Annotated in this window: 25 protein-coding genes and 1 pseudogene; 19 read left to right on the top strand and 7 right to left on the bottom strand. The window is 67.9% G+C overall.

Annotated features, from left to right (window positions below):
• Positions 1-41 precede the first annotated feature (41 nt).
• The 3 genes from uvrC (at position 42) to ACW17V_RS03715 (ending at position 2,838) form a co-directional block, all read left to right on the top strand.
• Positions 42-1,925 carry an excinuclease ABC subunit UvrC gene (uvrC, locus tag ACW17V_RS03725; RefSeq protein WP_492107542.1) on the top strand — a complete coding sequence of 628 codons (1,884 nt, stop codon included), beginning with the start codon at positions 42-44 and terminating at the stop codon, positions 1,923-1,925.
• Between the two features lie 43 nt (positions 1,926-1,968).
• Complete coding sequence (locus tag ACW17V_RS03720) at positions 1,969-2,211, top strand: hypothetical protein (RefSeq protein WP_492107541.1); 243 nt, start codon at positions 1,969-1,971, stop codon at positions 2,209-2,211.
• Positions 2,212-2,289: 78 nt separating this feature from the next.
• Positions 2,290-2,838, top strand: a complete 549-nt coding sequence (locus ACW17V_RS03715; RefSeq protein ID WP_492107540.1) for a hypothetical protein — start codon at positions 2,290-2,292, stop codon at positions 2,836-2,838.
• 95 nt (positions 2,839-2,933) lie between these two features.
• Here ACW17V_RS03715 and ACW17V_RS03710 read toward each other — a convergent pair whose 3' ends face one another.
• Both ACW17V_RS03710 and ACW17V_RS03705 read right to left on the bottom strand, forming a co-directional pair.
• Positions 2,934-3,824 carry a kinase gene (locus ACW17V_RS03710; protein WP_492107539.1) on the bottom strand — a complete coding sequence of 297 codons (891 nt, stop codon included), beginning with the start codon at positions 3,822-3,824 and terminating at the stop codon, positions 2,934-2,936.
• A 2-nt stretch (positions 3,825-3,826) separates the two neighbouring features.
• Complete coding sequence (locus ACW17V_RS03705; protein ID WP_492107538.1) at positions 3,827-5,503, bottom strand: sensor histidine kinase; 1,677 nt, start codon at positions 5,501-5,503, stop codon at positions 3,827-3,829.
• 155 nt (positions 5,504-5,658) lie between these two features.
• On the opposite strand from ACW17V_RS03705, the gene pgsA reads away from it, so the two are divergent.
• Positions 5,659-6,276, top strand: coding sequence for a CDP-diacylglycerol--glycerol-3-phosphate 3-phosphatidyltransferase (gene pgsA / locus ACW17V_RS03700; RefSeq protein WP_492107537.1), 618 nt, complete (start codon positions 5,659-5,661; stop codon positions 6,274-6,276).
• A gap of 9 nt (positions 6,277-6,285) precedes the next feature.
• Here pgsA and ACW17V_RS03695 read toward each other — a convergent pair whose 3' ends face one another.
• Positions 6,286-6,453 (bottom strand): hypothetical protein, encoded by a 168-nt coding sequence (locus tag ACW17V_RS03695; RefSeq protein ID WP_492107536.1) that lies wholly within the window; start codon positions 6,451-6,453, stop codon positions 6,286-6,288.
• 353 nt (positions 6,454-6,806) lie between these two features.
• Between ACW17V_RS03695 and ACW17V_RS03690 the strand changes: the two genes are divergently transcribed.
• Together ACW17V_RS03690 and ACW17V_RS03685 are read left to right on the top strand one after the other, a co-directional pair.
• Positions 6,807-7,013, top strand: a complete 207-nt coding sequence (locus ACW17V_RS03690; protein ID WP_062148808.1) for a cold-shock protein — start codon at positions 6,807-6,809, stop codon at positions 7,011-7,013.
• Between the two features lie 130 nt (positions 7,014-7,143).
• A complete protein-coding gene (locus ACW17V_RS03685; protein ID WP_492107535.1) occupies positions 7,144-8,307 on the top strand; it encodes a patatin-like phospholipase family protein in 1,164 nt (387 codons plus the stop codon).
• Between the two features lie 6 nt (positions 8,308-8,313).
• Here ACW17V_RS03685 and ACW17V_RS03680 read toward each other — a convergent pair whose 3' ends face one another.
• The 3 genes from ACW17V_RS03680 to ACW17V_RS03670 all read right to left on the bottom strand — a co-directional run bounded on the left by ACW17V_RS03680 (position 8,314) and on the right by ACW17V_RS03670 (position 10,664).
• Complete coding sequence (locus ACW17V_RS03680; protein ID WP_492107534.1) at positions 8,314-8,532, bottom strand: helix-turn-helix transcriptional regulator; 219 nt, start codon at positions 8,530-8,532, stop codon at positions 8,314-8,316.
• Positions 8,529-8,939 (bottom strand): hypothetical protein, encoded by a 411-nt coding sequence (locus ACW17V_RS03675; RefSeq protein ID WP_492107533.1) that lies wholly within the window; start codon positions 8,937-8,939, stop codon positions 8,529-8,531. Before ACW17V_RS03675 ends, ACW17V_RS03680 begins: the two co-directional genes overlap by 4 nt.
• Positions 8,940-9,044: 105 nt before the next feature.
• Entirely contained in the window at positions 9,045-10,664 is a 1,620-nt protein-coding gene (locus tag ACW17V_RS03670; protein WP_492107532.1) for an NAD(P)/FAD-dependent oxidoreductase, read from the bottom strand.
• A gap of 195 nt (positions 10,665-10,859) precedes the next feature.
• Between ACW17V_RS03670 and carB the strand changes: the two genes are divergently transcribed.
• The 10 genes and pseudogenes from carB (at position 10,860) to pseG (ending at position 22,510) form a co-directional block, all read left to right on the top strand.
• Complete coding sequence (gene carB / locus ACW17V_RS03665; RefSeq protein ID WP_492107531.1) at positions 10,860-14,153, top strand: carbamoyl-phosphate synthase large subunit; 3,294 nt, start codon at positions 10,860-10,862, stop codon at positions 14,151-14,153.
• A gap of 91 nt (positions 14,154-14,244) precedes the next feature.
• Positions 14,245-14,670: a hypothetical protein gene (locus ACW17V_RS03660; RefSeq protein WP_492107530.1), complete on the top strand. Its 426-nt coding sequence runs from the start codon at positions 14,245-14,247 to the stop codon at positions 14,668-14,670.
• Between the two features lie 92 nt (positions 14,671-14,762).
• Positions 14,763-15,863: an HPP family protein gene (locus ACW17V_RS03655; RefSeq protein ID WP_492107529.1), complete on the top strand. Its 1,101-nt coding sequence runs from the start codon at positions 14,763-14,765 to the stop codon at positions 15,861-15,863.
• Between the two features lie 51 nt (positions 15,864-15,914).
• Positions 15,915-16,580 carry a glutathione S-transferase family protein gene (locus tag ACW17V_RS03650; protein WP_492107528.1) on the top strand — a complete coding sequence of 222 codons (666 nt, stop codon included), beginning with the start codon at positions 15,915-15,917 and terminating at the stop codon, positions 16,578-16,580.
• Positions 16,581-16,707: 127 nt separating this feature from the next.
• Entirely contained in the window at positions 16,708-17,055 is a 348-nt protein-coding gene (locus ACW17V_RS03645; protein ID WP_492107527.1) for a hypothetical protein, read from the top strand.
• Positions 17,052-18,734, top strand: a complete 1,683-nt coding sequence (locus tag ACW17V_RS03640) for a methyl-accepting chemotaxis protein (RefSeq protein ID WP_492107526.1) — start codon at positions 17,052-17,054, stop codon at positions 18,732-18,734. Before ACW17V_RS03645 ends, ACW17V_RS03640 begins: the two co-directional genes overlap by 4 nt.
• Positions 18,735-18,909: 175 nt before the next feature.
• Positions 18,910-19,383, top strand: coding sequence for a transcription elongation factor GreA (gene greA / locus ACW17V_RS03635; RefSeq protein ID WP_419320175.1), 474 nt, complete (start codon positions 18,910-18,912; stop codon positions 19,381-19,383).
• A 106-nt stretch (positions 19,384-19,489) separates the two neighbouring features.
• A pseudogene (locus ACW17V_RS03630) lies at positions 19,490-20,671 on the top strand (mitochondrial fission ELM1 family protein); the annotation flags it as partial.
• Positions 20,672-20,783: 112 nt separating this feature from the next.
• Positions 20,784-21,500, top strand: a complete 717-nt coding sequence (locus ACW17V_RS03625; RefSeq protein ID WP_492107525.1) for a cytidylyltransferase domain-containing protein — start codon at positions 20,784-20,786, stop codon at positions 21,498-21,500.
• Entirely contained in the window at positions 21,497-22,510 is a 1,014-nt protein-coding gene (gene pseG, locus ACW17V_RS03620; RefSeq protein WP_492107524.1) for a UDP-2,4-diacetamido-2,4,6-trideoxy-beta-L-altropyranose hydrolase, read from the top strand. The genes ACW17V_RS03625 and pseG overlap by 4 nt, the downstream gene beginning before the upstream one ends.
• Before the next feature lie 77 nt (positions 22,511-22,587).
• On the opposite strand, the gene ACW17V_RS03615 is transcribed toward pseG, so the two are convergent.
• The gene (locus ACW17V_RS03615; protein WP_492107523.1) at positions 22,588-23,031 is read right to left on the bottom strand and encodes a hypothetical protein; all 444 of its coding nucleotides are present in this window, start codon (positions 23,029-23,031) and stop codon (positions 22,588-22,590) included.
• Between the two features lie 319 nt (positions 23,032-23,350).
• On the opposite strand from ACW17V_RS03615, the gene ACW17V_RS03610 reads away from it, so the two are divergent.
• Genes ACW17V_RS03610 through ACW17V_RS03600 form a run of 3 tightly spaced genes read left to right on the top strand, consistent with a single transcriptional unit; the run spans position 23,351 to position 25,970 of the window.
• Positions 23,351-23,998: a class I SAM-dependent methyltransferase gene (locus ACW17V_RS03610; RefSeq protein ID WP_492107522.1), complete on the top strand. Its 648-nt coding sequence runs from the start codon at positions 23,351-23,353 to the stop codon at positions 23,996-23,998.
• Positions 23,995-25,272, top strand: a complete 1,278-nt coding sequence (locus tag ACW17V_RS03605) for a flagellin modification protein FlmF (RefSeq protein ID WP_492107521.1) — start codon at positions 23,995-23,997, stop codon at positions 25,270-25,272. The genes ACW17V_RS03610 and ACW17V_RS03605 overlap by 4 nt, the downstream gene beginning before the upstream one ends.
• Entirely contained in the window at positions 25,269-25,970 is a 702-nt protein-coding gene (locus tag ACW17V_RS03600) for a WbqC family protein (protein WP_492107520.1), read from the top strand. The genes ACW17V_RS03605 and ACW17V_RS03600 overlap by 4 nt, the downstream gene beginning before the upstream one ends.
• The last annotated feature ends 195 nt before the right edge of the window (positions 25,971-26,165 follow it).

Here is a 26,165-nt window from a genome sequence, read left to right as displayed (position 1 = left end):
TGTGACATGCGCCGCGCCGCCGATTCACCTATATCAGCGGGGTGACTGACGACGCCCCCACCCCCCGCCTCTCTGGCGCCGACCTGATCAAGGACGAGGCCGCGCGCCTGCCTGACGCGCCGGGCGTGTACCGGATGATCGGCGAGGCGGACGAGGTCCTGTACGTCGGCAAGGCCAAGAGCCTGAAGAAGCGGGTGATCCAGTACGCCCAGGGCCGCTTCCACACCAACCGAATCGCCCACATGGTCGACGCCACGCGGGCCATGGTGTTCGTCACCACCCGCACCGAAGCCGACGCCCTGCTGCTCGAGATCAACCTGATCAAGTCGTTGAAGCCGCGCTTCAACGTGCTGCTGCGCGACGACAAGAGCTTTCCCGAGATCATGATCCGCCGCGATCATGACGCGCCACAGCTGCGCAAGCATCGCGGGGCGCACGCGATCAAGGGCGACTATTTCGGGCCCTTCGCCAGCGCCGGGGCGGTGAACAGCACGCTCAACACCCTGCAGAAGGCCTTCCTGCTGCGCTCGTGCAGCGACAGCGTCTATGAGAGCCGCGACCGGCCCTGCATGCTGCACCAGATCAAGCGCTGCGCCGCGCCGTGCACCGGGCTGGTCAGCATCCCCGACTATCAGGCCCTGGTCGACCAGGCCGAGGCGTTTCTGAGGGGCAAGTCACGCGCGGTCATGGCGACCATGGCCGCCGAGATGGAGGCCGCCGCCGAGGACCTGGAGTTCGAACGCGCCGCCCGCCTGCGCGACCGTATCCGCGCCCTCTCGGCCGTGGCCCAGGAAAGCCAGATCAATCCCGAGACCGTGGAGGAGGCCGACGTCGTCGCCCTGCACGTCGAGGGCGGCCAGGCCTGCGTGCAGGTGTTCTTCTTCCGGGCCGGCCAGAACTGGGGCAACCGCGCCTACTTCCCCCGCATTACCGGCGCGGCGGAAGAAGAAGGGGTCAGCGAGGAGGCCCAGGCGATGACCGCGTTCCTGGGCCAGTTCTATGACGACAAGCCGATCCCGCGCCTGATCCTGGCCAATATCGAACCGGCCGAGTGCGCCCTGCTGGCCGAGGCCTTCGCCCTGAAGAGCGGCCGCAAGGTCGAGATCGCCGTACCCCGGCGCGGCGAAAAGGCTGATCTGGTCCAGCACGCCCTGACCAATGCCCGCGAGGCGCTGGGCCGGAAGATGGCGGAGGGCTCGGCCCAGACCAAGCTGCTGGCCGGCGTCGCCGAGGCGTTCGGCCTGGACGCCCCGCCCGAGCGGATCGAGGTCTATGACAACAGCCACATCCAGGGCACCAACGCCGTGGGCGGCATGATCGTGGCCGGGCCGGACGGCTTCATGAAGGGCCAGTACCGCAAGTTCAACATCAAGAGCACCGAGCTGACCCCCGGCGATGACTACGGCATGATGAAGGAGGTGCTGAAGCGCCGCTTCGCCCGCCTGGTCAAGGAAGAGGAAGAGGGGCAAAGCGACAACCGCCCCGACCTGGTGCTGGTCGACGGCGGCAAGGGCCAGCTGGACGCGGCGCTGGAGATCATGGCCGACCTGGGCGTCGACGACATCGCCGTCGTGGGCGTCGCCAAGGGTCCGGACCGCGACGCGGGCCTGGAGCGGTTCTTCATGCCCGACAAGACGCCGTTCATGCTCGAGCCGAAATCACCGGTGCTCTACTACCTGCAGCGCCTGCGCGACGAGGCCCACCGCTTCGCCATCGGCGCCCACCGTACGCGCCGCAGCATGGACCTGAAAAAGAACCCGCTGGACGAGATCGAGGGCGTGGGTCCCGGCCGCAAGAAGGCCCTGCTGCACGCCTTCGGCTCGGCCAAGGGCGTCGGCCGCGCCGGGGTCGAGGACCTGCTGAAGGTCGAGGGCGTCAGCCAGGCCCTGGCCGAGCGCATCCACGCCTTCTTCCGCAAGAGCTGAAGTCCGGCCTTGCAGGCGGGCCCGGGCGGGCCACATCAGATGCATGTCCGATCTGATCGCGATCCTGCTCACCCTTGCCGTCATCGCCATTCTGACGCCGGTCGCGATCCGGGCGATCCGCAACGCCAAGCGCTCCAAGAGGGCCATGGCTCCACTGGCCGGCATGATGATGCTGCTGGGCGCCTTCCTTACCGCCGATCCGCCGCCTCCCCCGCGATCGGAATCCATCGCGCGCGAAGAGGAGGACGAGGATGGGGCGGCCGACGGAACGAAGCCAGAGGCTTAGGTTTAAGCCTGTAATCTTTTACGCTTGTCAAACCAAATACTGCTGCGCACTCTCGCCCGCGGGGATGGGAGAACGCCGATGACGAGACCGGTCTGGGACAAGCCGCGCCGCATGCCGCTGCTGCCGCGTATCCTCTCAGGCGTGATCGTGGCCGCGATCCTGGGGGCGCTGGTGTTCGGCATCGTCGATCTGATGCGCGTGGAAAGCGTCAACGCCACCCTGCCCCCGGCGACGGCCGAGCAGATGCTGGTCGAAAAGCCCAAGGCCCGGGCCGAATGGGGCCATGTGCGGGCCAATCTGAAGACCCGGCTGAACCAAACCAATCCGCTGGATCTGGGCGCCGTCTGGTCCACACGCACGGGCCGGGTCTGCGGGCTGGTCAATGGCCGGGGCAGCTTCGGCGGCCTCAGCGGCATGGTGCGGTTCTATTCGGTCGACAGGGTCCCGGTGTTCCATCAGGACGTCGATCACCTAGAGTTCCAGCACGGCTGGTTCGAGTGCAACCGCGATCGTTGGGTCAGGCTGCGGGACGGTTCGGAAGAGACCGGGTTCTGCGGCACCGAACTGGGCAAGCGTCGCTGTTATTCCGTGCGGGTCGTCGACCGCGTGCGCACGGTGGAAGACTAGAGCATTCCGTCCTGACTGCGTCAGTCCGGAGCTCTAGTTCTTTGTTTGACGCATTTTCTTCACGCGAACCGGAATCCACTTCGCTCGAAAATGCTCTAGAGACCCCGCATCTCAAGAGGCTCACGGTCCGCGTCCAGACGGATGGCGATGTCGGCGCGGGGCGGCAGATCGCGGGCGATCCACTCGGTCAGACGCTGATAGTGGGCGACGAAGCGGTCCAGGGCCATCTCGTCCATCGCCAGCCGGGGGTCATGGCCCTGGGCGGCTAGGTCGTGGCGCAGGCGCTGCTCCTGCTGGCCCCGCCAGGCGCGGACGGTGGCGAAGTCGGGGGCGGTCATCGCGACCAGAAGATCGATCCTGTCGAACAGCGCGCGATAGGGCCCTGCCAGGGCGGCGTTGGCGTAGCCCCGCCAGACGCCCGCGGGGTCTTCCTCACGCTCGAGGGCGTTGACCGGTTGATCAAGGGCCGCCTGGGGCTGGGCCCGGGCGCCCACGCACCAGCCCTCCAGCAGGATCACCTGCGCCGGTCCCTCGAAGGGCTCGAAGTCAGCGACCCGCGCCCGGTCGTCGGCGGCCTTGTCGAAGCGGGGCAACAGCACGCGATCCGGATGGGCCAGAGCGTCCAGCACGCTCAGACCTAGCGGGATGTCGTGGGTCCCGGGAACCCCGCGCGTGCGCAGCAGGGGATGGACCGTTCGGCCCAGAACCAGACGCTCCGCATGGGTCAGATAGAGGTCGTCCAGCGACAGATTGGCGGTCTTCAGGCCCCGGCGTCGCAACAGCCGGGTCACCAGCGCCGTCAGGGTCGACTTGCCGGCGCCCTGCGGCGCGCAGAGGCCGACCACCAGCGGCCTGCCGCGTCCAGCAGACGCTTGGGCGATCCGCGCGGCGAGGGGGATGTGGAGTCGGGCGGCCAGAGCGGCGAAGCGCGGCGGCAGTCCCGCCTGCGCCATGAAGGCGGCGACCTCTCTGCTGTCGGGCGCCATGCTCAGAACGGATTGGCCCAGCGCACGGCGTCCGCCGCCGGCAAGGGCAGGGTCGCCTCGAACACCAGCCCCTCGAGCCGGAAGTCGAAGCTGGGCGAGCCTTTCAGTTCCCGACGGATCGAGCTGTCGATCAGCCGCGTGCCAAAACCCGGCTTGCTGGGCGCGCTCACGGCGGGGCCGCCCGTCTCGACCCAGACAAGGGTCAGGACCCGGGTCTGCGGATCGATCCGCCAGTCGATGCCGACCCGCCCGGCCGGCGCCGACAGGGCGCCGTACTTGGCGCTGTTGGTGGCCAGTTCGTGAAACACCATCGACAGGGCCACGGCGGTGTGGGGATCCAGGGAGACGGGCGGCCCTGAATAGGCGATCCGTTCGCCGTGGGCGCGGGTGCAGACGCGCATCAACTCGTCCAGGTCGGCCTTGCTCCAGCCGCTGCGGGTCAGCAGATCATGGGCGGCCGAAAGGGCGATCAGCCGCTCCGTGAACATCTCGACCGGCGCCCCTTCCAGCTTGCCGAACGTCTGGCGCGCCAGGGCCTGAACCGTGGCCAGGGTGTTCTTCACCCGGTGGTTCAGCTCGTTGATCATCACCTTCTGGCGGTCTTCGCGGGTCTTCAGTTCATGGGAGGCGACGGCCAGGGCGTCATGGATGGCGGCCACTTCCTCGAGGCTTCGCCCGGTCGACTCGCCCACCGGCTGCCCCTCGCCGATCGCGCGGGCGGCGGCGACCAGGCCGCTGACCTGGCGATTGATACCGCGCGAGACGAACAGCGCCATGCCGATGCCCAGCACCAGCAGCAGCCCGAAGACGCCGGTGGCGACGGCGACGGACCGGATCACCACGCCATCCAGCTCGGCCCGGGGAACCGCGACCATCAGGGTCCAGCCCGTCTGGGCCGACCGCGTATAGGCCACCGCGGTCGGCACGCCGTCGAGCGATACGCTCCGGCCGATACCCTCACGGGCGCGTTTCAGGCTTTCGAGCGTCGCGGCCGGTATGGTGCGACCGGTCCAGGTGGCATTGTCCGCTGAGCGGGCGATGACCTTGTAGTTGCTGTCCACCAGGGTGGCGATCCAGCGATCGGGAACACGCTGCTGGCGGAAGACCGACGTGAACGAGGCGGCCTCGACCACATAGGCCAGAAGATGGGGCTGACCCTTGATATCGACCCGGGCCCCCACGGTGATCACCGGCCTTTTGGCCACCCGGCCAACCCGCAGATCCGACACCCTGCTCTGGCCGACCATCAGGGCCTGGGTCAGCTGTCTTGGCCTTTGCACCATGGGCAGGGGCGCGCCGTAGGGGCGCAGGGTGTTGATGAGCTGCTGGCCGGCGACGTCGGTCACCACGACCCAGCCAGACCGCTGCTCCACCACCCGGCGGGCGCGCGCGTCAAACTCCTTCAGGTCGCCGTTCTGCAGCGCCTGGTCGCTGGCCAGGGTCTCGACGACAGCGATCCCGACAGCGGTCTGCCGATCCACGGTGCCCGAAAGGGCGCGGGCCGTGGTCAGCATCTGCTGGTAGGTTTGCGCGCGGCCCTGACGATCGGCGCCCGCCAGCAGGAAGCCCATGCTCAGCACCGCGGGAACCAGCAGGCTGAGCGTCAGCAGAATGAGCCGGACGCGAACAGAATTGACGCGCCCCCGGACCTGGCGCCGGACACGATCCAGCAGATTCATGCGATCAAGACTTCGCAAAATCCCGAACTCCCGCCTCGTTCCCTCTCCTCTGTATAGCGAGGGTGGGTGAGTCCCATGTCACGAAAAATGCCCGTTATGGTTTAGGTCTGACAGCGGCGTAGCCCTTTGGCCGTTTCCCGCGTTAGAACATCACCATGAAGAATCTTCCGAACATCCTCACCGCCTCGCGCCTTGTCGTCGCCCTGTTCATGTTCGTGGCGCTGGCCGCCGCCGCCGGCGCGGTGCCCTATCTGAGCGAACGCCTGACCGGCGAAGATCAGCTGCGGCTGGAACGCTGGGCGTTCTGGGCGTTCGTGATCGCCGCCATCACCGACTTCTTCGACGGCTGGCTGGCGCGCAAGCTGGACGCCGTCACGGTCTGGGGCGCGATCCTGGATCCCATCGGCGACAAGATTCTGGTCTGCGGCGCCCTGCTGGGCCTGATGGCCCTGGGGCCCAATCCGATGGTCGTGCTGCCGGCCGGCCTGATCCTGTTCCGCGAATTCGCCGTCAGCGCGCTGCGCGAGGTCGGCGCCGGCAAGGGGATCAAGCTGCCCGTCACCCTGCTGGCCAAGTGGAAGACCACCCTGCAACTGGTGGCCATCGGCGCCGAGATGGTGCTGGCCTCCTGGGCGGCGTTCGGCCTGCCCGACACCCCGGACGTCGTCGGCCCCGCCACCCTGGCCATCCACGGCCTGCTGTGGCTGGCGGCGATCATCACCCTGATCACCGGCGCCCAGTACTGGGAAGCGGCCCGCAAGGCGCTGACCTAAACGGAGCGCCTACTCGGCCGCCAGCAGACCAGGCTCGTCGTCCTCGCCCTCCACGGCGTCGGGATCGGTCGGGCCGTACAGCAGCCATTCGCTGTCCAGCGGATCAAGACCCCGACGCGCCCGTTCGGCGCGCATCATCAGGGTCAGCCAGTTCGCACCGGTTGTTCGCAATACCATCCTCGCCTCCTGTGGCCTGGAGAGGTTATTGAGAATGACTCTCAATAACGGCGACGGCAAGGCTGTTTCGACGCGCCGCCCGACTTCGACAGGCTTCGCCATGGAAGCCCGGCTTGATCACGTCGTGAAGATCAGAAGGCAGGGCGCGTGGCGGCCAAAAAGCAGACTCCAAGATTCTCCTTGCTGGCGCGGCCTTATGCCCCCATCATGGGTCCATCGAATTCGCTGCCGTTCGGCCTGCTATTCCATGCTTCCTTCGAGGAAGCGCCGGACGCGCCTACCGATCCCCAACGAAATTTGATCGTCGAACGGAACGCTTCCGGCGGCGACTACTATCCAAAGGACTACACACCATGGCTACCGGCACCGTTAAGTGGTTCAACGGCACCAAGGGCTTCGGCTTCATCCAACCGGATGACGGCGGCTCGGACGTTTTTGTGCACATCTCGGCCGTTGAACGCGCCGGCCTTCGCACCCTCAATGAGGGCCAGAAGATCACCTACGAACTGGAACAAGACAAGCGCAGCGGCAAGATGTCCGCTGGCCAGCTGCAGGCTTAATCCAGTCAGAAAAGCGCCGGTACGCCGGCGCTCTTCGAAAGCTTCCTATAGGCCGGCGCTTGCGCCGGCCTATTTGCGTTTGGGGGATCCTGCTCTAGCTTGAGAGTGTTGTCCCAACCCCGGTTGCCCCATGCGCACGACCCGTCTCCTGATCGTGCTGCTGGCCAGCCTGATGCTCAGCGCCTGCGGCTCGCTGCCTCGCGAGGCCTTCACCGCCAGTGATATTGTCGGGGGCGCGCCGCAGGGTCTGTCAGACGTGCGCTTCGACGCCAGCGACGCGGCCGCCGGCATTCAGTTCGCCGACGCCGCCCGCACCCGCGCCGCGGGCCAGAATACGTTCGACGTGCTGGCCGTCTCGGGCGGCGGATCGAACGGGGCCTATGGCGCCGGCGTGCTGGTGGGCTGGACCAAGGCGGGCGACCGGCCCGAATTCGATATCGTCACCGGCGTCTCGACCGGGGCCCTGACCGCCCCCTTCGCCTTCCTGGGCCCCGACTGGGACAAGCGCCTGACCGAGGCCTACACCAGCGACGCCGCCGAACGCATTCTGGACCGCCGGGGCCTGGACATCCTGTTCCGGCCCAGCTTCTACACCAGCAACGCCCTGCGCGGCCTGGTCGAGACCTATGTCGACCCGCCCCTGCTGTACGCCGTGGCCACCGAGCACGCCCGGGGCCGACGGCTGCTGATCGCCACCACCAATCTCGACACCGAGCAGACGGTGATCTGGGACATGGGCGCCATCGCCGCGCGTGGCGATGACAAGGCCCTGAAGCTCTTTCAGGACGTCCTGGTGGCCTCGGCCAGCATCCCCGGAGTCTTCCCGCCCACCCTGATCGAGGTGGAGGGCAAGGGCCGGCGCCTGTCGGAAATGCACGTCGACGGGGGTGTCTCGACGCCGTTCTTCGTGGCGCCCGAAGCCCTGCTTCTGTGGACCACCCCCAGTCATGGCCAGGCGCGGCCGGGTCGCATCCGGGTGATCGTCAACGGCAAGATCGGCGGCGCCTTCGCCTTCACCGGGGGCGGCGCCCTGGCCATTGTCGGCCGGGCCTGGAGCACCATGAGCAAGGCCCAGATGCGCACACACCTGACCGCCAGCGCCGCCTTCGCCCGCCGCAACGGCGGGTCACTGCTCTATGCCGCCATCCCCGACGACGCCGAAGCCGACACCTCGGGCCTGGACTTCAAGGCCGCCAATCGCGAGGCGCTGTTCAAGCTGGGCTATGAGCGCGCGATCGCCGGCGCCGAATGGCAGGCGCCCGCCGCCCCCGTGGACGCGCCCAAGGGGTCCTGAGAGATCCTACTGGCCGCCGGTCCACTGAAAGACGTCCTCAAGCCGCTTGTCGAACACCTGGGCGATGCGAAACGCCGCCTCCAGGGTGGGTGAATACTTGCCCGCCTCGATGGCCGCGATGGTCTGGCGCGTCAGGCCGATACGGGCGCCAAGCTCGGCCTGCGACATCTCGCCAGCCAGGAAGCGCAGCGTGCGGATCTGGTTGACGATCTGGCCGCCGCTCATGCCCGGCTCCGGCCGTAGCTCCACAGGACCAAGCCGCTCTGCACGACCTCGGCCAGCACGATCATGAACAGCGCGGCGTTGATGATCTCCCAGCCGCTGGTGGTGAAGGGCATGACCACGCCTACCAGGATCAGGCCAGCCATCATCACATAATAGGCCGCCGTGGTGGAGCGACGCTCGATGGCCAGGTCCCGCTCATCGGCCGGCGCCCGGGCGTCCTCGGGCGCGCGCAGCCGGAACCACAGCCGGCCCAGGCCCTGGATCAGCGCGTGACTGGTCGCCGTGATCGCCAGCAGCCCCAGTTGCGGCAGGTTGGGTAACACCCCCGGGGCCGGTGGGCGCAGGGCGACATAGGTGAAGTAAGGGACATAGGCGGCCAGCATCGCCAGCAGCAGCAGCCAGGCCATTTTTTCTCGATGCGGCATCGTCGCGCCTTTCATGTCTGAAATTGTCGACTCAATGTCAGATATTTTTGACATAGAGTCAATCAGACCGAACATGCGCACCAGACCTTAGCGCGCGTAGTCCGCCGCCACCGCCTCGGCCACCTTGATGCCGTCCACCGCCGCCGACAGGATGCCGCCGGCATAGCCCGCGCCTTCACCGGCCGGGAACAGGCCCGCCGTGTTGAGGCTCTGGAAGTCCTGACCGCGCGTGATCCGGATCGGCGAGGAGGTGCGGGTCTCGACCCCGGTCAGCAGCACGTCGGGATGGTCATAGCCGGCGATCTGGCGACCAAACACCGGCAGGGCCTCGCGCATGGCCTCGACCGCGAAGGCGGGCAGGCAGGCCGACAGGTCGGTCATGGTGATGCCCGGCTTGTACGAGGGGGCCACCTCGCCAAGATCGGTCGAGGGGCGGCCGGCCAGGAAATCGCCGACCTTCTGGGCGGGCGCGGCATAGGTCGAACCGCCCGCCACATAGGCCAAGCTCTCCCATTTGCGCTGGAATTCGATGCCGGCTAGCGGATGGCCCGGATAGTCGCGCTCGGGGTCGATGCCGACCACGAAGCCCGAATTGGCGTTCCGTTCGTTGCGCGAATACTGGCTCATGCCGTTGGTCACGACGCGGCCCGGCTCCGAGGTCGCCGCCACCACCGTGCCACCCGGGCACATGCAGAAACTGTAGACCGTGCGACCATTGGCGCAGTGATGCGACAGGCTGTAGTCGGCCGCGCCGAGGTCGGGATGGCCCGCATGGCTGCCGAAGCGCGCCCGGTCCATCCACGACTGCGGATGCTCGATCCGCACCCCGACCGAGAACGGCTTGGCCTCGATATGGACGCCCTGGTCGTACAGCCTCTGGAAGGTGTCGCGGGCGCTGTGGCCGACGGCCAGAACCACCCGGTCGGCCTCCAGATAGTCGCCGGTCGAGAGCTTCAGACCCTTCACCCTGCGCGAGCCGTCGGCGGCGGTCTCGATGTCGAGCTCGTCGACCCGGTGCTGCCAGCGATATTCCCCGCCCAGGGCCTCGATGGTCTCGCGCATGGACTCAACCATGGTCACCAGCCGGAAGGTGCCGATGTGGGGGTGGGCCTCGGTCAGGATCTCGGGCGGGGCGCCGGCCTTGACGAACTCCTCCAGCACCTTGCGGCCCAGATGGCGGGGATCCTTGATCTGGCTATAGAGCTTGCCATCCGAAAACGTGCCTGCCCCGCCCTCGCCGAACTGGACGTTGGACTCCGGGTTCAGCTCGCTGCGCCGCCACAGCGCCCAGGTGTCCTTGGTGCGCTCGCGCACCACCTTGCCACGGTCCAGGATGATCGGCTTGAAGCCCATCTGGGCCAGGATCAGGCCGGCGAACAGACCGCAGGGACCCGCGCCGATCACCACCGGACGCAGGGCGTTCAGCGGCTCGGGCGCGCGGGCCATCAGGCGGTATTCGGTGTCGGGCGCCACGCGCACATGGTTATCGCCGGCCAGGCGCGCCAAGACCCCCGCCTCGTCACGCACCGTGACGTCGATCGAGTAGACCATCAGGATCGCGGCCTTGCGGCGGGCGTCGTGGGCCCGGCGCGCGACGGTCCAGGACAACAGGTCGCCGGCCCGCAGACCCAGGCGCTCAAGGATCGCCGGCTCCATCGCCTCGGGCGGATGGCCGAGCGGCAGCTTCAGTTCGGAAATGCGCAACATGGCGCGGGTTTAGCGGGAAGATGGGCCGCGCGCCAGAAACCCGCCGCGACTCCGGTTCCCTGGGTAACCTTGCTCTCCGGATCGGGGGTTGCGCGGGCCCGACTCCGTCTCTAAACGGGCGACTTAACCTGCAAGATGGTCGGCAGCGGGCGCGCGGATGTGCGCGACCGTGTCTCTGCGCGCGAGTTTTCTCCTATGCCCAAAAGAACAGACCTCTCCTCGATCCTGATCATCGGCGCCGGCCCGATCGTCATCGGCCAGGCGTGCGAGTTCGACTATTCGGGCGTCCAGGCCTGTAAGGCGCTGCGCGCCGAGGGCTACCGGATCATTCTGGTCAATTCCAACCCCGCCACGATCATGACCGACCCGGACGTGGCCGACGCGACCTATATCGAGCCGATCACGCCCGAGATGGTCGCCAAGATCATCGAGAAGGAGCGCCCCGACGCCCTGCTCCCCACCATGGGCGGCCAGACGGCTCTGAACACCGCGCTGGCCCTGGAAGCCAATGGCACCCTGGCCAAGTACGGCGTCGAGATGATCGGCGCCAAGGCGGCCGTGATCGACAAGGCCGAGGACCGTCAAAAATTCCGTGACGCCATGGACAAGCTGGGTCTCGAAAGCCCCAAGTCCAAGGCCGCGCACAGCATGGACGAGGCCCGCGAAGGCCTGGCCTTCGTCGGCCTGCCCGCCATCATCCGCCCCAGCTTCACCCTGGCCGGCACCGGCGGCGGCATCGCCTACAACCTCGAGGAATTCGAGGAGATTGTGCTGCGCGGGCTGGACCTGTCGCCCACCACCGAGGTGCTGATCGAAGAAAGCGTCCTGGGCTGGAAAGAGTACGAGATGGAGGTCGTCCGCGACACGGCCGACAACTGCATCATCGTCTGCTCGATCGAGAACATCGACCCGATGGGCGTCCACACCGGCGACTCCATCACCGTCGCCCCGGCCCTGACCCTGACGGACAAGGAATATCAGTGGATGCGTGCGGCCTCGATCGCCGTGCTGCGCGAGATCGGTGTCGAGACCGGCGGCTCCAACGTCCAGTTCGCGGTCAATCCGGCCGACGGCCGCATGGTCGTGATCGAGATGAACCCGCGCGTCTCGCGCTCGTCGGCCCTGGCCTCCAAGGCCACCGGCTTCCCGATCGCCAAGGTCGCCGCGCGCCTGGCCGTCGGCTACACCCTGGATGAGCTGAAGAACGACATCACGGGCGGCGCGACCCCGGCCTCGTTCGAGCCCTCGATCGACTACGTGGTCACCAAGATCCCGCGCTTCGCCTTCGAAAAGTATCCGGGCAGCGAGCCGCACCTGACCACCGCCATGAAGTCGGTCGGCGAAGTCATGGCTATTGGCCGCACCTTCAAGGAAAGCGTCCAGAAGGCCCTGCGCGGCCTGGAGACCGGCCTGACCGGCTTCGACGAGATCGAGATCCACGGCGCCGACGATCCCGACAACGGCAAGGCCGCCGTGATCCGCGCCCTGGGCATGCCCACCCCCGACCGCATCCGCGTGATCGCCCAGGCCTTCCGCCACGGCCTGACCGTCGAAGAGGTCAACGCCGCCTGTTCCTATGAGCCCTGGTTCCTGCGCCAGATCGCCGAGCTGGTGCGCCAGGAAGGCTGGGTCCGCGCCGGCGGCCTGCCGACCGACGCCCAAGGCTTCCGCGCCCTGAAGGCGCAGGGCTTCTCCGACGCCCGCCTGGCCAAGCTGGCCGGTTCGGACGAAACCGCCGTCCGCAAGGCCCGTCAGGCCCTGAACGTGCGCCCGGTGTTCAAGCGCATCGACAGCTGCGCCGGCGAGTTCGCCGCTGCGACGCCCTACATGTATTCGACCTATGAGACCGGCGCCCTGGGTCAGATCCCCGAGTGCGAAAGCCTGCCGACCAACCGCAAGAAGGCGGTCATTCTGGGCGGCGGTCCCAACCGGATCGGCCAGGGCATCGAGTTCGACTATTGCTGCTGCCACGCGGCCTTCGCGCTGGACGCCATCGGCATCGAGTCGATCATGGTCAACTGCAACCCCGAGACCGTCTCGACCGACTATGACACCTCCGACCGCCTGTATTTCGAGCCGCTGACGGCCGAGGACGTGCTGGAGCTGCTGCATGTCGAGATGAGCAACGGGACCCTGGCCGGGGTCATCGTCCAGTTCGGCGGCCAGACGCCGCTGAAGCTGGCTCAGGCGCTGCAAGACGCCGGCGTGCCGATCCTGGGCACCAGCCCCGACGCCATCGACCTGGCCGAAGACCGCGAGCGCTTCCAGCAGCTGCTGAACGGCCTGGACATCGCCCAGCCCGAAAACGCCATCGCGCGCACCTGGGACGAAGCCCGCGTGGCCGGCGAGGAAATCGGCTTCCCGTTCGTGATGCGTCCGTCCTACGTGCTGGGCGGCCGGGGCATGGAGATCATCCGCGATCACGAGCACCTGGAACGCTACATCACCAACACCGGCGAGATCTCGTTCGAGCACCCGATCCTGCTGGACCACTATCTGAGCCGCGCCACCGAGGTGGACGTCGACGCCCTGTGCGACGGGACCGACGTGTTCGTGGCCGGCGTGCTGGAGCATATCGAGGAAGCCGGCGTCCACTCGGGCGACAGCGCCTGCTCGATGCCGCCCTTCTCGCTGTCGGCCGAAACGGTCGAGGAGCTGAAGCGCCAGACCGTGAAGATGGCCCTGGCCCTCAATGTGCGCGGCCTGATGAACGTGCAGTTCGCCATCGAGGAGCCGCACAGCGAAAACCCGCGCATCTATGTGCTGGAAGTGAACCCCCGCGCCTCGCGCACGGTGCCCTTCGTGGCCAAGACCATCGGTCAGCCCGTGGCCGCCATCGCCGCCAAGATCATGGCCGGCGAGACGCTCAAGAGCTTTGGCCTGGTCGACAAGCCGTACGACCATATCGCGGTCAAGGAAGCGGTCTTCCCGTTCGCCCGCTTCGCCGGGGTCGACACGATCCTGGGCCCGGAAATGCGCTCGACCGGCGAGGTCATGGGCCTGGACTGGCTGCGCGAGGGCGAGACCAGCATGGCGCCCGCCTTCGCCCGCGCCTTCGCCAAGAGCCAGCTGGGCGGCGGCGTCACCCTGCCCCGCGAGGGCACGGCCTTCGTCTCGGTCAAGGAAAGCGACAAGCCCTGGATCGTCGAGCCCGTCCGCCTGCTGCAGGCCGCCGGCTTCACGGTGCTCTCCACCGAAGGCACCCGCGCCTATCTGGCCACCCAAGGCGTCCAGGTCGAGCATGTGAAGAAGGTGCTGGAAGGCCGCCCACACATCGTCGACGTGATGAAGAACGGCGGCGTGCAGCTGGTGTTCAACACCACCGAAGGCAAGCAGGCCCTGGAAGACAGCTTCGAGATCCGCCGCACGGCCCTGATGATGAAGGTGCCCTATTACACCACCTCGGCCGGCGCCCTGGCGGCGGCCCAGGCCATCTCCATCGCCCCCGCCGAAGCGCTGGAAGTGCGGCCGCTGCAGAGCTACCAGTAAACGTTGTCCGCCCAGCCGCGCGTCCTCTTCCTGAAGGGGGAGGACGCCAGCGGCTCTTGAAACGGCGGCTGAAACCCGCGAGCCACAGGCCATGCCCCCCTACACCGACGCCGATGTCGCCCGCCTCGCCGAGCGCCTGCTGGACCATTCGCTGCCCAAGGCCGAGTGGACCCATGCCGCCCACCTGACCGCCACGATGCGTCTGGTCCGCACCCGCGACGCGGGACTGGAGCGCGACATGCCGGGCATCATCCGCACCTACAATGTCGCCGTCGGCGGGGTGAACGATGACAAGGGCGGCTATCACGAGACCATCACCCAGGCCTATCTGACCGCCATCCGCGCCTTCGTGGCGACCCTGCCGACCGGGATCGGCGACGGGGAAGCCGCCAGCCGCCTTCTGGCCACCCCGATGGGCGACAAGGAATGGCCGCTGACCTTCTGGTCGCGCGAGCGACTGTTCAGCGTCGAGGCCCGACGCGGCTGGGTGGAGCCGGACCTGAAGGCGCTGGGCTAGCGTCTCACGGGGCTTCGCCGCCCGCCATCTTCTGATAGCGACCGCACAAAAATCAGCCCCCCAACAGGGATGACCTCGGCTATGCCGGAGCCATGGCCGACACGATCCTGACCCTGCTGCGCGGCAAGACCCCCGCCCAGCCCCTCGCCGCCCTGCGGGGCGGGGTCGGCGCCCTGCTGGGGCTGCTGTTCGCCGGACTGCTGGGACGACTGGCCGTCGGCGGCGAGAGTCTGGCCCATCCGCTGCTGGTGGCGCCCATCGGCGCCTCCGCGGTGCTGGTCTTCGCCGTGCCCGCCAGCCCCCTGGCCCAGCCGCGCAGCGTGATCGGTGGCAATGTCGTCTCGGCGCTGGTTGGCGTCACGGTGGCCCTGCTGGTTCCCAACACCCTGATCGCGGCCCCCCTGGCCGTGGGCCTGGCCATCAGCATGATGTTGCTGATGGGCTGCCTGCATCCACCCGGCGGCGCGGTGGCCCTGATCGCGGTGATCGGCGGCCCGGCGGTGAGGGAGGCCGGCTATCTGTTCGCGCTCAGTCCAGTGCTGCTGGACTCGGTGCTGCTGGTCTCGGCGGGCATGATCTGGGGCCGTCTGACCGGGCATTCCTATCCGCACCGGGTTCCGGTTGCCGCCAGCCCGCACCACACCGGCGATCCGGCGCCCGCCGCGCGCGTCGGCTTCACTCGCGACGACCTGGACAGGGCGCTGGCCCGCTATGGCGAACTGCTGGATGTGAGCCGCGAGGATCTGGACGCCCTATTCCGCCAAGTCGAGCTGCAGGCCCATCAGAGACTGCACACCCAGATCCGCTGCGGCGACATCATGTCCCGCGATGTCATTCGTGTGGATCCGCACCAGTCGGCCGAGAGCGCCTTGGCCTTCCTGCAGCAGCACGAGCTGCGCGCCGCCCCGGTGGTCGACGCCGACGGCCGGGTGATCGGCATGGTCCGTCGCGCCGAGCTGCAGGCCAACCGCCCCCGCCAGGTGGTCGCGGCCCTGGATCCCTTCGTGCACCGGGTCATGGAATCGACCCCGATCGCAGCCCTGCTGCCGATCCTGTCCAGCGGCCACACCCACGAGGCCATGGTGGTCGATGCCGACCGCAAGCTGATCGGGGTGATCACCCAGACCGACCTGATCGCCGTGCTCTATCGCGCCCACATCGTCGAAGCGGTGACAGCGGATGATCGGGCTTGACTGACCCTCACAGCGTCATGCGACGCTGACCACCTCTCGGAGAACCGCGCCATGATCATCGTCCATCACCTGAACAATTCCCGCAGCCAGCGGGTGCTCTGGCTGCTGGAGGAGCTGGGCGTTCCCTACGAGGTCAAGCGCTATGAGCGCGACGCCGACACCATGCTGGCCCCGCCGGAGTTGCGGGCCATTCATCCGCTGGGCAAGTCGCCGGTGATCACCGACGGCGACAAGACCATCGCCGAGACCGGCGCCATCGTCGAATACATCATCGAGACCTATGGCCAGGGACGGCTGATCCCCGCCGCCGGAACGCCGGAACGCCTGCGCTACACCTACTGGCTGCACTATGCCGAGGGCTCGGCCATGACGCCGCTGCTGCTGAAGCTGGTCTTCATGGCCCTGCCGACCCGCGCGCCGGGCCTGTTGAGGGGCCTGATCAAGGCTGTCGCCAACAAGGCCCAGAGCAGCTTCATCGATCCGCAGCTGAAGAGCCATGTGGACTACTGGGACGCCGAGCTTGGCAAATCCGCCTGGTTCGCGGGCCAACACTTCACCGCCGCCGACATCATGATGAGCTTCCCGCTGGAGGCGGGCGCCGCACGGGCCGGCGCGGCGTCGCGACCGCGCGTCAAGGCGTTCCTGGACGCCATCCATGGCCGCCCCGCCTATCGCGAGGCGCTGAAGCGCGGCGGCCCCTACGACTACGCCTCATAGGGCCCTGGGGAGGGGCGGGCAGAATGTCGCGCCGGGAACGGAGTTAAGGCGAAGGTAACCTCATCTCGCGCATGGATTTGAGGGTCCCGCCCGTATCCTCCGGCGGGCCACCTTAGAGCCGCCGCCAATGCCGGACTCCCTGATCACATCGGCCAAAAGCCCGTCAGTCGTCGGCGCCATGCTCGCGACCGCCGGAGCGATCGTGGCTGGACTGCTGGCGGCCGTGTCCGTGAACGCCCAGCCGAAAGATCCGTCGCGCGTCGCGGCTGTCTTTCCGCCGTGGTGGAGCGTGGCCCAGAGCGTGAGCGCCGCCGGTTCGGCCGGCAGCATCGCCGCCGTCGGCGGCGCGCCCTTCATTGTCATTCTGCGGGGCGACCCGATCGATCTGGCGCAACGCGCCCGCTCGGCCGGCGCCCTGCTGGTTCTCGATCCCGATCTCGCTGGCGTCTGTGCCCCCAAGGAAGTCCTGTCATGACCGTCGCTCTTTCCAGCCTCGACAGCCAACGCCAACTCGGCGGCAAGCTGGTCGTGGCCCTCACCTGGCTGCTCGCCGGCATCGTGGTCGGGGCCCGTCTGCTGGTGCACGGACCCTTGCTGGGCCTGGCGCTCGCGGCCGTGGCCACGGCCGTCGCCGCCACCGTGGCCAACAACACGGCCGGCTCCAGCTCGACGGGGCGCGCCCTGACCGGCGTGGCCCTGATGGCTCAGGTGTCGTTGCTGGTCGCCGCCGTGAACGGTCACGCCTGGCAGACCGACATGCACATGACCTATTTCGCCGCCCTGGCCCTGCTGGTGGTCTATTGCGACTGGAAGGTCATAACCGCCGCGGCCGCCACGGTGGCCGTGCACCATCTGGGCCTGAGCTTCCTGTTGCCGGCGGCGGTGTTCCCCGGCTCGGCCAGCCTGGGCCGCGTTCTGGTCCACGCCGTGATCCTGATCGTCGAGGCCGGCGCCCTGATCGCCACCACCTTCAGCATCAACAGCATGTTCGCCACCGCCAACAAGGCCCGCGCCGAGGCCGAGCAAGCGGTTGAAGCCGCGCGCGCGGCCAATGACGTCGCCGAGAACGCCCGTCGCTCGGAAGAAGCCGGCCGCGCCAGCCACGCCGAAGAAAACGCCGAGGCCGAGCAGCAGCGCACGGACGCCGTCGCCGCCCTAGCCCAGGCGCTCTCGCGCCTGGCGCAGGGCGACCTGACCATCCGCCTCAACAGCCGCTTCGCCCAGGCGTATGAGGCGCTGCGCAACGACTTCAACGCCGCCGCCGAGCGCGTGCAGGCCGCCATGCGGGCCATCTCGCTGACCACCGGCGCCGTCAGCGCCGGCGCCGACGAAATCGCCCAGGCCTCCGACAACCTGTCGCGCCGGACCGAGCAGCAGGCCGCCAGCCTGGAACAGACCGCCGCCGCCCTCGACGAGATCACCGCCACGGTGCGCAAGACCGCCGCCGGCGCCAAGGAGGCCTCGGATGTGGTGACCACCGCCCGCAGCGACGCCCAGCGCTCGGGTGAGATCGTCGACCAGGCGGTCGCCGCCATGACCCAGATCGAAGGCTCCTCGCATCAGGTGGGCCAGATCATCGGGGTGATCGACGAGATCGCCTTCCAGACCAACCTGCTGGCCCTGAACGCCGGGGTCGAGGCCGCCCGCGCCGGCGAGGCCGGTCGCGGCTTCGCCGTGGTCGCCCAGGAAGTGCGGGCCCTGGCCCAGCGTTCGGCCGAGGCCGCCAGAGAGATCAAGACCCTGATCTCGACCTCGACCCAGCAGGTCGGGGCCGGCGTCGCCCTGGTCGGCCAGACGGGCGAAGCGCTGCAGCGCATCGTCGGCCAGGTCGCATCCATCGACACCCTGGTCAACCAGATCGCCGCCTCGGCCAACGCCCAGTCGACGGGCCTGCACGAAGTGAACGCCGCCGTGAACCAGATGGACCAGGTGGTGCAGCAGAACGCCGCCATGGTCGAAGAGGCCACCGCCGCCACCCATTCGCTGAAGGGCGAGGCCGCCGAACTGGCGGCGCTGGTCGGTCGCTTCAAGGTCTCCGAAGGCGCTGACATCGCAAGTTCGGCCCCGGCGCCCCGCGCCCGACCCAACACCGCCGTTCGTCCGGGACGCGGTTCGGCCGCGGTGGCTGTCAAGGAAGACTGGCAGGAGTTCTGATCCGTCCGCGCCCTGGCGGAGGACGGAAAGCGCCAGCCAATTCCCTTACGGCAAAGACGAAGCTTCCCGGCCTCTTGCTTATCGTGAACGCGCCTCCTATCCTCTCAGCCCCCGGTCGCGCGCGCCAGCGACGGGACGAATACTCCTCCCAAGGCGAACCGAGCTAAAATCCGCAATGGAAAAAGTGCCGATGACCGCCGGGGGTTATCAAACCCTCGACGATGAACTGAAGCGTTTGAAGACGATCGAGCGTCCGGCGGTGATCGCCGCGATCTCCGAGGCGCGCCAGCATGGCGACCTCTCGGAAAACGCAGAGTATCACGCGGCCAAGGAACGTCAGGGCTGGATCGAAGGCCGTATCGCCGAGATCGAGGACAAGATCGCCCGCGCGCAGGTGATCGACGTATCGAAGCTGTCGGGCAAGCAGGTGAAGTTCGGGGCGACCGTCAGCGTCGTCGACGAGGACACCGAGGAAGAGGCTCGCTACCAGATCGTTGGCGATCACGAAGCCGACGTGAAGGAAGGCCGCATCTCGCTGTCTTCCCCGCTGTCGCGCGCCATGATCGGCAAGGAAGTGGGCGAAGTCGTCGAGGTCTACACGCCCGGCGGCGTCAAGGCCTACGAGATCCTGAAAGTGGAGTGGCTGTAAGGCGCCTTGCCTTACGCCCAACCCGCGCCATAAAGCGAGACCATGAGCAAGGCTGCTTCCTCGGAAGCGGCCTTGTCTGCGTGACCGTGCTCGTCGGGATGACGTCTTGAAGAAACCTCCCCTGATCATCTGGGCTATCTCGGATGGCCGCGCCGGCATCGAGGCCCAGGCCGTCGGCCTGGCCGAGGCGGTCGCGCGCGAGGCCCGGGCCCAGGGGATCGAGGCCGCGATCGAGATCAAGCGCGTCGGCTGGACCGGCCGCGTTGGCCGTCTGCCCTGGTGGCTCAACTGGTTCCCGCGCCGCTGGCTGACTCCCGAGAGCGACATCAGCGGCCCGTGGCCAGACCTGTGGATCGCCGCCGGTCGCGCCACCCTGCCCCTCTCCATCCGCGCCAAGCGCTGGTCGGGCGGCAAGACCTATGTCGTCCAGATCCAGGACCCACGCGTCCCGCCGCAGATGTTCGACCTGGTCATCCCGCCCAAGCACGACCGATTGTCCGGCGACAACATCCTGTCGATCACCGGCTCGCCGCACCGGGTGACGGTGGCGCGCCTGGCCAGCGAGTACGAGGCGTTCAGGGCCCAACTCGACGACCTGCCCCACCCGCGCGTCGCGGTGCTGCTGGGCGGCAAGTCCAAGGCCTTCGACCTGCCGGTCGAACGCGCCGCCCAGATGGCCCATCAGATCCAGATCCCGCTGGAACAGGACGGCGGGTCTTTGCTGATGACCTTCTCGCGCCGCACGCCCGAGCCGGCCCGCGCCCTGCTGACCGCCCGCCTGCGCCACCTGCCCGGCATGGTCTGGGACGGCGAGGGCCCCAACCCCTATTTCGCCTTCCTGGCGGCCGCCGACTACATCCTCGTCACCGAGGACTCCACCAACATGGCCACCGAGGCCGCCTCGACGGGCAAGCCGGTGTTCATCCTGAAGATGGAAGGCTCCAGCCTGAAGTTCCGCCTCTTCCACGAGGAACTTGAACGCCAGGGCGCGGCACGACCCTATGGCGGCGCGTTCCACGGCTGGACCTACGAGCCCGTCGACGAAACCGGCCGCGCGGCCCGCGAAGTGCTGGCGCGGATGCGGGGGGAGACGGCGACGGAGGCGGTCGAGGCCGAGCCTGCGCCGACCGAGACGGCCCCGGCCGAACCTGTCGAGGCGACGGCCCAACCGATCCAGCCGCCCAAGGTCAGGCCCAAGCCAAAGCCCAGAGCCGCTCCACGGCCTGAAGCATCTGTTGGCGCGACAAAGGCGCCGGCCAGGCGGAAGGCCGCGGTCAAGGCGCAGCCCGCCGTGACGCCGGAGCCGGCGGCCGCGGCCAAGCCCAACCCCCGCGCGAAGCCCAAGCCCAAGGCCTGAGCGGCATCTGGCGCACCGCACCGAAACGGTGTGGAATGACCCCATGATCCTCGCCGTCCTCCAGGCCCGCATGAGCTCCACCCGACTGCCGGGCAAGGTGCTGATGCCGATCCTGCGCCAGCCGATGATCGTGCGGCAGATCGAGCGGGTGGCGCGCTCCCGTCGCATCGACAGGCTGGTGGTGGCCACCAGCGACCAGCCCAGCGACGATGTGCTGGCCGACGCCGTCCGCAAGGAAGGCATAGCCGTGCATCGCGGGCCGCTGGACAATGTTCTGGAGCGCTTTATCGGCGCCCTGGACGCCCATCCCGCCGATCACGTGGTGCGCCTGACCGCCGACTGCCCGCTGGCAGACCCCGAGCTGATCGACGCGACCATCGACCTGCACCTGTCGACCGGCGCCGACTATGCCAGCAACAGCCCTGAAGGCGCGGCGTTTCCCAAGGGACTGGACGTCGAGGTGATCACCGCCGAGGGCCTGCGCCGCGTCGCGCGGCAGGCCGACAGCCAGGAAGCCCGCGAGCACGTCACCTGGGACGTCTGGAACAACCCGCTGCAGTGGAAGATCGCCTGGCTGCCCGCCGAACCGGGTCAGGACGCCATCCGCTGGACCGTCGACCGGCCAGACGACTACGCCTTTGTCGCCACGGTTTATGACCACCTGTATCCCACCAACCGCCACTTCACCTCCGACGACATCAAGGCCTTTGTCGCCAAACGGCCGGACCTGGCCAATTACGGCGGCGACCGGCGCGGATGAGAGCCCTCTCGCCACAGGACAGGCCGGCCATCCTCTTCGTCTGTGACGCCGGACCCGACGTGGGCGGCGGCCATGTGATGCGCTCCCTGACCCTGGCCCAGTCCCTGACGGCGGCCGGCGCGGAGTGCGCCTTCCTGGCCCGCCCGGCGGTCGAGGCCGTGCTGGACGCCTTCGCGCCGGACACGATCCGCACCACCGCGACCGAGCCCTTCGACGCCGTGGTCTTCGACCACTATGGCCTGTCGGCCCCCGACCACCGCGCCCTGGCCAAGGGCCGCCCGACCCTGGCGATCGACGACCTGGCCAACCGTCCGCTCGAGGCCGACCTTGTGCTGGACGCCGGACCGGCGCGAAGGGCGCAGGACTATGCCGGCCTGACGCCGCCGGGCGCTGTTCTGCTGCTGGGCCCCAACCACGCCCCGGTGAGGCCGGCTTTCCCGGCCCTGCGCGAGGCGGCCCTGACCCGCCGCGCGGCGGAGGGGCCGGTGCGACGCATCCTGGTTTCGCTGGGCCTGACCGACGTGGGCGGGATCACCGGCCGGGTGGTCGATCTGCTGCTGCCCCGGCTGGGCGATATCGCGCTGGACGTGGTGATGGGCAGCGGCGCGCCCAGCCTGCCGCGCCTGCGTGAGCTTGCCGCTCATGAACCGCGCCTGGTCCTGCACATCGACACCCAGGACATGCCCCGCCTGACGCTTGAGGCCGACCTTGCCGTCGGGGCCGGCGGCTCGACCAGCTGGGAGCGCTGCATCCTGGCCCTGCCGACCCTGACCCTGATCCTGGCCGACAACCAGATCGCCGCCGCCACCGCCCTGGAGGCGGCCGGGGCCAGCCCGAGGCTGGACGTTTCGGCGACGGATTTCGACGCCGCGTTCGGGCGGGAAATCGACCGGCTGATCGCCGACAGGGACCTGCGCACCGCCCTGTCTGCCGCGAGCGCCCAGGTTTGCGACGGCGGCGGCGCCGATCGCGTGGCGGCGGCGTTTCTGGCCCGGATCGCGGGGGCCTAGAGCCTGATCATTGCGGGCGGACGAGTGCTTCCTTGTCGTCGCGCCCCGGCCGCGTCAGAGCACTTCGGGTATGGCGCCTATCGCCATTTCAGAAGTTCCAGTGAATCCGGCAATGCTAGCGCACAGGAGTTGAATTTTTGATTCACTTTTTTGATAAATCCGACATTCCCGCCGGACATAACCCTCCAGCTATTATATAAAATAGCTGAGTCTAAGGACAATTTTTCGCTAGATTTATTAAAACTAACGCCATTAAGGCTATTTATATAGTAAGCTTTATTGTATAATTTAGTATCAATTTCTCGCGCATTTTTGTTCGGAATTTGACCAACCTGTCTAAAGACGATTAGAGCCGCTTTGCACTCGACGATGTAGCTGTAGTTGTCAGTCTGACTTTCTCCCGGACTACCGACATCTACTTGCGCGTCCACGAAGGATGAGCCCACAGGCTCTCTGACGCCCCCAAGAGCGCCAGAAGCAACGGCAACAAAAAGCCCGGCGCCCACGAAAGCCGCTTTCATCCCCTGCCTCCCAAACCAGAGAAATGAAGGCTGGAGCCGGAACTCGAAGTCAAGCTGCGTGCAGGTTCAATGCAATTTTTACGCGATCATTCGAGAAGACGCGTTGTCAGGTTACGGGAGCGTTGGCAGTGATTGCGCTCCCCCCTCATGACGCAGCACCCACGCGAAGCACCAGCAGCTTACCCCAACTTCCCCTTAAGGGTAAAAACCCGGCCAACTGCGACAAACTGCGCTGCGTCGCCTAACGGCTGTTAACCAAACGTTCGGCGCTTGGGCTGGATTCTCCCGCGATCAAATCGTCGCCCGGATTCCGCCCGCCATGCCCGCCCTGCCCGATATTCGCGGCCTGAAATATCCGGACGAGTTCGTCGCCCGGCATTTCTTCAAGCGCGGTCTGCACCAGCGCACCGGCCGGGTGGTCGAGCTGGGCGGCGGGACGGGCAACAATCTGTCGCTCTACGCCGCCTATGGCTGGGCCCTGACCGATGTCGACTATTCGCAGGCCGCCCTCGACGACGCCGCCTTCAATCTGGACGGCCGGGTCGAGACGATCCGCGCCGACCTGTCGCAAGGCCTGCCCGACCTGGGCCAGACGCCCGTCGACGTGCTGCTGATCCCCAACCTGTTGTGCTACCTCACCGACGCCCAGGCGCGCGCCGTGCTGACCGCCGCGCGCAAGGCGCTGCCCCCCGGGGCCGAGGTCTTCGTGCGCACCCGGCTGGTCGACGACTATCGCTGCGGCAAGGGCGTGGAGGAGGAACCCAACGGCTGGCGGCTCGACACCCCGGAAACCGGCGAGGCAGGGCTGTTCAACCTCTTCTACACCGAGGACGGCCTCGTGCGGCGCCTGGTCCAGGAACTAGGCCTTGTTGAACCCACGGCCCTGAAGGTGTCGTTCGACAACGTTCAGAACGGCGTCCGCGTCGCGCCCAACAGCGATCTGGTGGTGTGGGGGGCCGCAGCGTGAGCGAGCGCGTTCGCATCGTCGGCGGCGGGCTGACCGGCATTCTGGCGGCCTTCGAGGCCCATCGCCTGGGCTGGCGCGACATCACGATCCAGGAGCGCTTCGAGGCCCTAGGCGGCGTGGCGCGGCCCAGGCTGCGTCATGGCAAGGAGATGCGCGACGGCTGCATCTACTTCGGCGGGCCTGACAGTCAAGGGCGGGGTGATCCGATCGTCGACGCCCTGACCGCCCATGGCGCGCGCTTCGAGAGCTTCGACAACCGCTTCGGCTCGGTCAGCCTGGGAGCCGACGGCCACCGGGTGTTCACCTGGGACTTCGGGGGTCCGGCCGTCGACTGCGCGGTGACGAAAATCGGCAGGCCAGCCGGCGACAGCCTGGCCGCCCGCATTGCTGCTTACCCGCCCCCCATCGCCGCCCGGCTGGAAGCCTATTGCCGCTGGCATCTGGAAACCGACCTTGAGACCGTGCACGGCGAGGCCGCCATCCCGCTGGCCATCAACCGCGTGTTTCCGGCCGCCGCCGACCTGAACGCTCTGGCCAGCCTGAAAGCGACCAATCCCTGGGCCGACGAGCTCTACGCCATCCCCCGCGGCCTGTCGGGCCGCACCGCCAACCTGACCGCGACCCTGCCGGTCGGCGGCTTTTCCGCCCTGTTCGATACGTGCCACAAGGCGCTGCTGAACCTGGGTGTGAAGGTCGAGCTCAACGCCCTGGTCTCGCCCCGCGCCCTGATGGCCGCGCCCGAAGTCGGCGAGACCGTGGTCTGGGCCGCCAATCCGACGCCGCTGTTCAAGCCGCTGGGTCTGGCCACACCCGCCCTGCTCAAGAAGAGCTTCGCCACCTATGTCTTCGAGGTGGACTTCGATGGGCCCTGCCCGGTCTATGTCCAGAACTTCACCGCCCAGGGCGCGGCGTTCCGCGTCTATCTGTATGAGAGCGGCGGGCAAAAGCTGGCCGTGGCCGAATGCGTGCGCGAGGCCGATCTCGCCAAACTGCCCACCGAGATGCGGGTCCTGATGTCGGGCTTCGGATCGCTGAAGGTCGGCGCCCTGCTACACACCGACGTCCAGCCCCGCTGGATCTATCACACGCTGGACGCCATCGAGGGCCTGAAGGCCCTGCGCGGCGAACTGGCGGCGCGGTTCGGCGCGAGCTTCATTCCCGGCGCCTGGGAGCCCTATGCCAAGGCCGCCAAGCTGGCGGAGGTCAATGCGGCCCTGCTGGCGGCCCGCGAAGGCGCGCCTGCCCTGGCGCCGAACGTCGCGAAGGCCGGATGACCACCACGGCGGCGATCATGCAGCCGACCTACTTGCCGTATCTGGGCTATTTCCAGTTGATGGCGGCCAGCGACGTCTTCGTGTTCCTGGACGATGTGCAGTTCGCCCGCCGTTCCTGGCAATCCCGCAACCGCATCCTCACGGCCAATGGCGAGCTGATGCTGACCGTGCCGGTGAAAAAGCACGACCGCGACACCCCCATCAGCGCCATCGAGATCGACGACAGCCAGGGCTGGCGCGACAAGCATCTGGCCGCCATCCGCCACGCCTATGGCAAGCGGCCGGGCTTTGCCGAGGGCTGGGCGTTCGTCTCCGAACAGCTGGCGCTGCATCCCGGCGGAAAGCTGGCGGACCTGACCTGCGACATGGCCCAGGCGGCGGCCCGGCTCATGGGCCTGGCGCCGCGCTTCGAGCGGGCCTCGGCGCTCGGCGCGGCGGGCGCGCGGTCAGAGCACCTGCTGGCGATCTGCCAGGCCGTGGGGGCGACCCAGTACGTCTCGCCGATGGGCTCGGCCGACTACATGGAAGAGGACGGGGTCTTCGCGGCCGCCGGCTTCCCGGCGCGGTTCCAGGCGTTCACGTCTGTGGAGTATCCGCAGGGCTCTGAGGAGTTCACGCCGTTCATGGGCTTCGTCGACGCGCTGATGAGCGTGGGGTGGGCGGGCATGCGCGAGCTCGTCGCGCCACCCGAAGCCTGAGCCGATTTCGCACTTCGGCGCTCCGTGACGTGGTAGCGTGACGGCGAGGCGCTACGAAGCGCCATCTGGCGCGTTCCACTGTGATCGCGGAACGCCGCCAAGGCTCCCCACAGAAGGGAGCGCTCCTTTGCTGTCCGACAATCGACCCCGACGTCCCTTCGCTGGGCGCGCCTTGCCGCGCCGGACCCTTTGAGG

The organism is Caulobacter sp. FV2ye17ST (assembly GCF_058680955.1).
The sequence above is the reverse complement of the archived record's forward strand: the minus strand, read 5'-3'. Positions and strand labels throughout refer to the sequence as shown.

Excerpts from the sequence above, each read along its gene's own strand:
- ACW17V_RS03670 (WP_492107532.1), bottom strand. The coding sequence starts at position 10,664 with ATGTTGCGCATTTCCGAACTGAAGCTGCCGCTCGGCCATCCGCCCGAG.
- ACW17V_RS03600 (WP_492107520.1), top strand. The coding sequence starts at position 25,269 with ATGACCACCACGGCGGCGATCATGCAGCCGACCTACTTGCCGTATCTG.
- ACW17V_RS03675 (WP_492107533.1), bottom strand. The coding sequence starts at position 8,939 with ATGGCCTGGCTGCTGCTGCTGGCGATGCTGGCCGCCTATGTCCCTTAC.
- ACW17V_RS03710 (WP_492107539.1), bottom strand. The coding sequence starts at position 3,824 with ATGGCGCCCGACAGCAGAGAGGTCGCCGCCTTCATGGCGCAGGCGGGA.
- pgsA (WP_492107537.1), top strand. The coding sequence starts at position 5,659 with ATGAAGAATCTTCCGAACATCCTCACCGCCTCGCGCCTTGTCGTCGCC.
- ACW17V_RS03680 (WP_492107534.1), bottom strand. The coding sequence starts at position 8,532 with ATGAGCGGCGGCCAGATCGTCAACCAGATCCGCACGCTGCGCTTCCTG.
- ACW17V_RS03640 (WP_492107526.1), top strand. The coding sequence starts at position 17,052 with ATGACCGTCGCTCTTTCCAGCCTCGACAGCCAACGCCAACTCGGCGGC.
- ACW17V_RS03615 (WP_492107523.1), bottom strand. The coding sequence starts at position 23,031 with ATGAAAGCGGCTTTCGTGGGCGCCGGGCTTTTTGTTGCCGTTGCTTCT.
- ACW17V_RS03720 (WP_492107541.1), top strand. The coding sequence starts at position 1,969 with ATGTCCGATCTGATCGCGATCCTGCTCACCCTTGCCGTCATCGCCATT.
- ACW17V_RS03695 (WP_492107536.1), bottom strand. The coding sequence starts at position 6,453 with ATGGTATTGCGAACAACCGGTGCGAACTGGCTGACCCTGATGATGCGC.
- ACW17V_RS03625 (WP_492107525.1), top strand. The coding sequence starts at position 20,784 with ATGATCCTCGCCGTCCTCCAGGCCCGCATGAGCTCCACCCGACTGCCG.
- ACW17V_RS03660 (WP_492107530.1), top strand. The coding sequence starts at position 14,245 with ATGCCCCCCTACACCGACGCCGATGTCGCCCGCCTCGCCGAGCGCCTG.
- ACW17V_RS03690 (WP_062148808.1), top strand. The coding sequence starts at position 6,807 with ATGGCTACCGGCACCGTTAAGTGGTTCAACGGCACCAAGGGCTTCGGC.
- ACW17V_RS03715 (WP_492107540.1), top strand. The coding sequence starts at position 2,290 with ATGACGAGACCGGTCTGGGACAAGCCGCGCCGCATGCCGCTGCTGCCG.
- ACW17V_RS03645 (WP_492107527.1), top strand. The coding sequence starts at position 16,708 with ATGCCGGACTCCCTGATCACATCGGCCAAAAGCCCGTCAGTCGTCGGC.
- carB (WP_492107531.1), top strand. The coding sequence starts at position 10,860 with ATGCCCAAAAGAACAGACCTCTCCTCGATCCTGATCATCGGCGCCGGC.
- ACW17V_RS03685 (WP_492107535.1), top strand. The coding sequence starts at position 7,144 with ATGCGCACGACCCGTCTCCTGATCGTGCTGCTGGCCAGCCTGATGCTC.
- pseG (WP_492107524.1), top strand. The coding sequence starts at position 21,497 with ATGAGAGCCCTCTCGCCACAGGACAGGCCGGCCATCCTCTTCGTCTGT.
- greA (WP_419320175.1), top strand. The coding sequence starts at position 18,910 with ATGGAAAAAGTGCCGATGACCGCCGGGGGTTATCAAACCCTCGACGAT.
- ACW17V_RS03610 (WP_492107522.1), top strand. The coding sequence starts at position 23,351 with ATGCCCGCCCTGCCCGATATTCGCGGCCTGAAATATCCGGACGAGTTC.
- ACW17V_RS03705 (WP_492107538.1), bottom strand. The coding sequence starts at position 5,503 with ATGAATCTGCTGGATCGTGTCCGGCGCCAGGTCCGGGGGCGCGTCAAT.
- ACW17V_RS03650 (WP_492107528.1), top strand. The coding sequence starts at position 15,915 with ATGATCATCGTCCATCACCTGAACAATTCCCGCAGCCAGCGGGTGCTC.
- ACW17V_RS03655 (WP_492107529.1), top strand. The coding sequence starts at position 14,763 with ATGGCCGACACGATCCTGACCCTGCTGCGCGGCAAGACCCCCGCCCAG.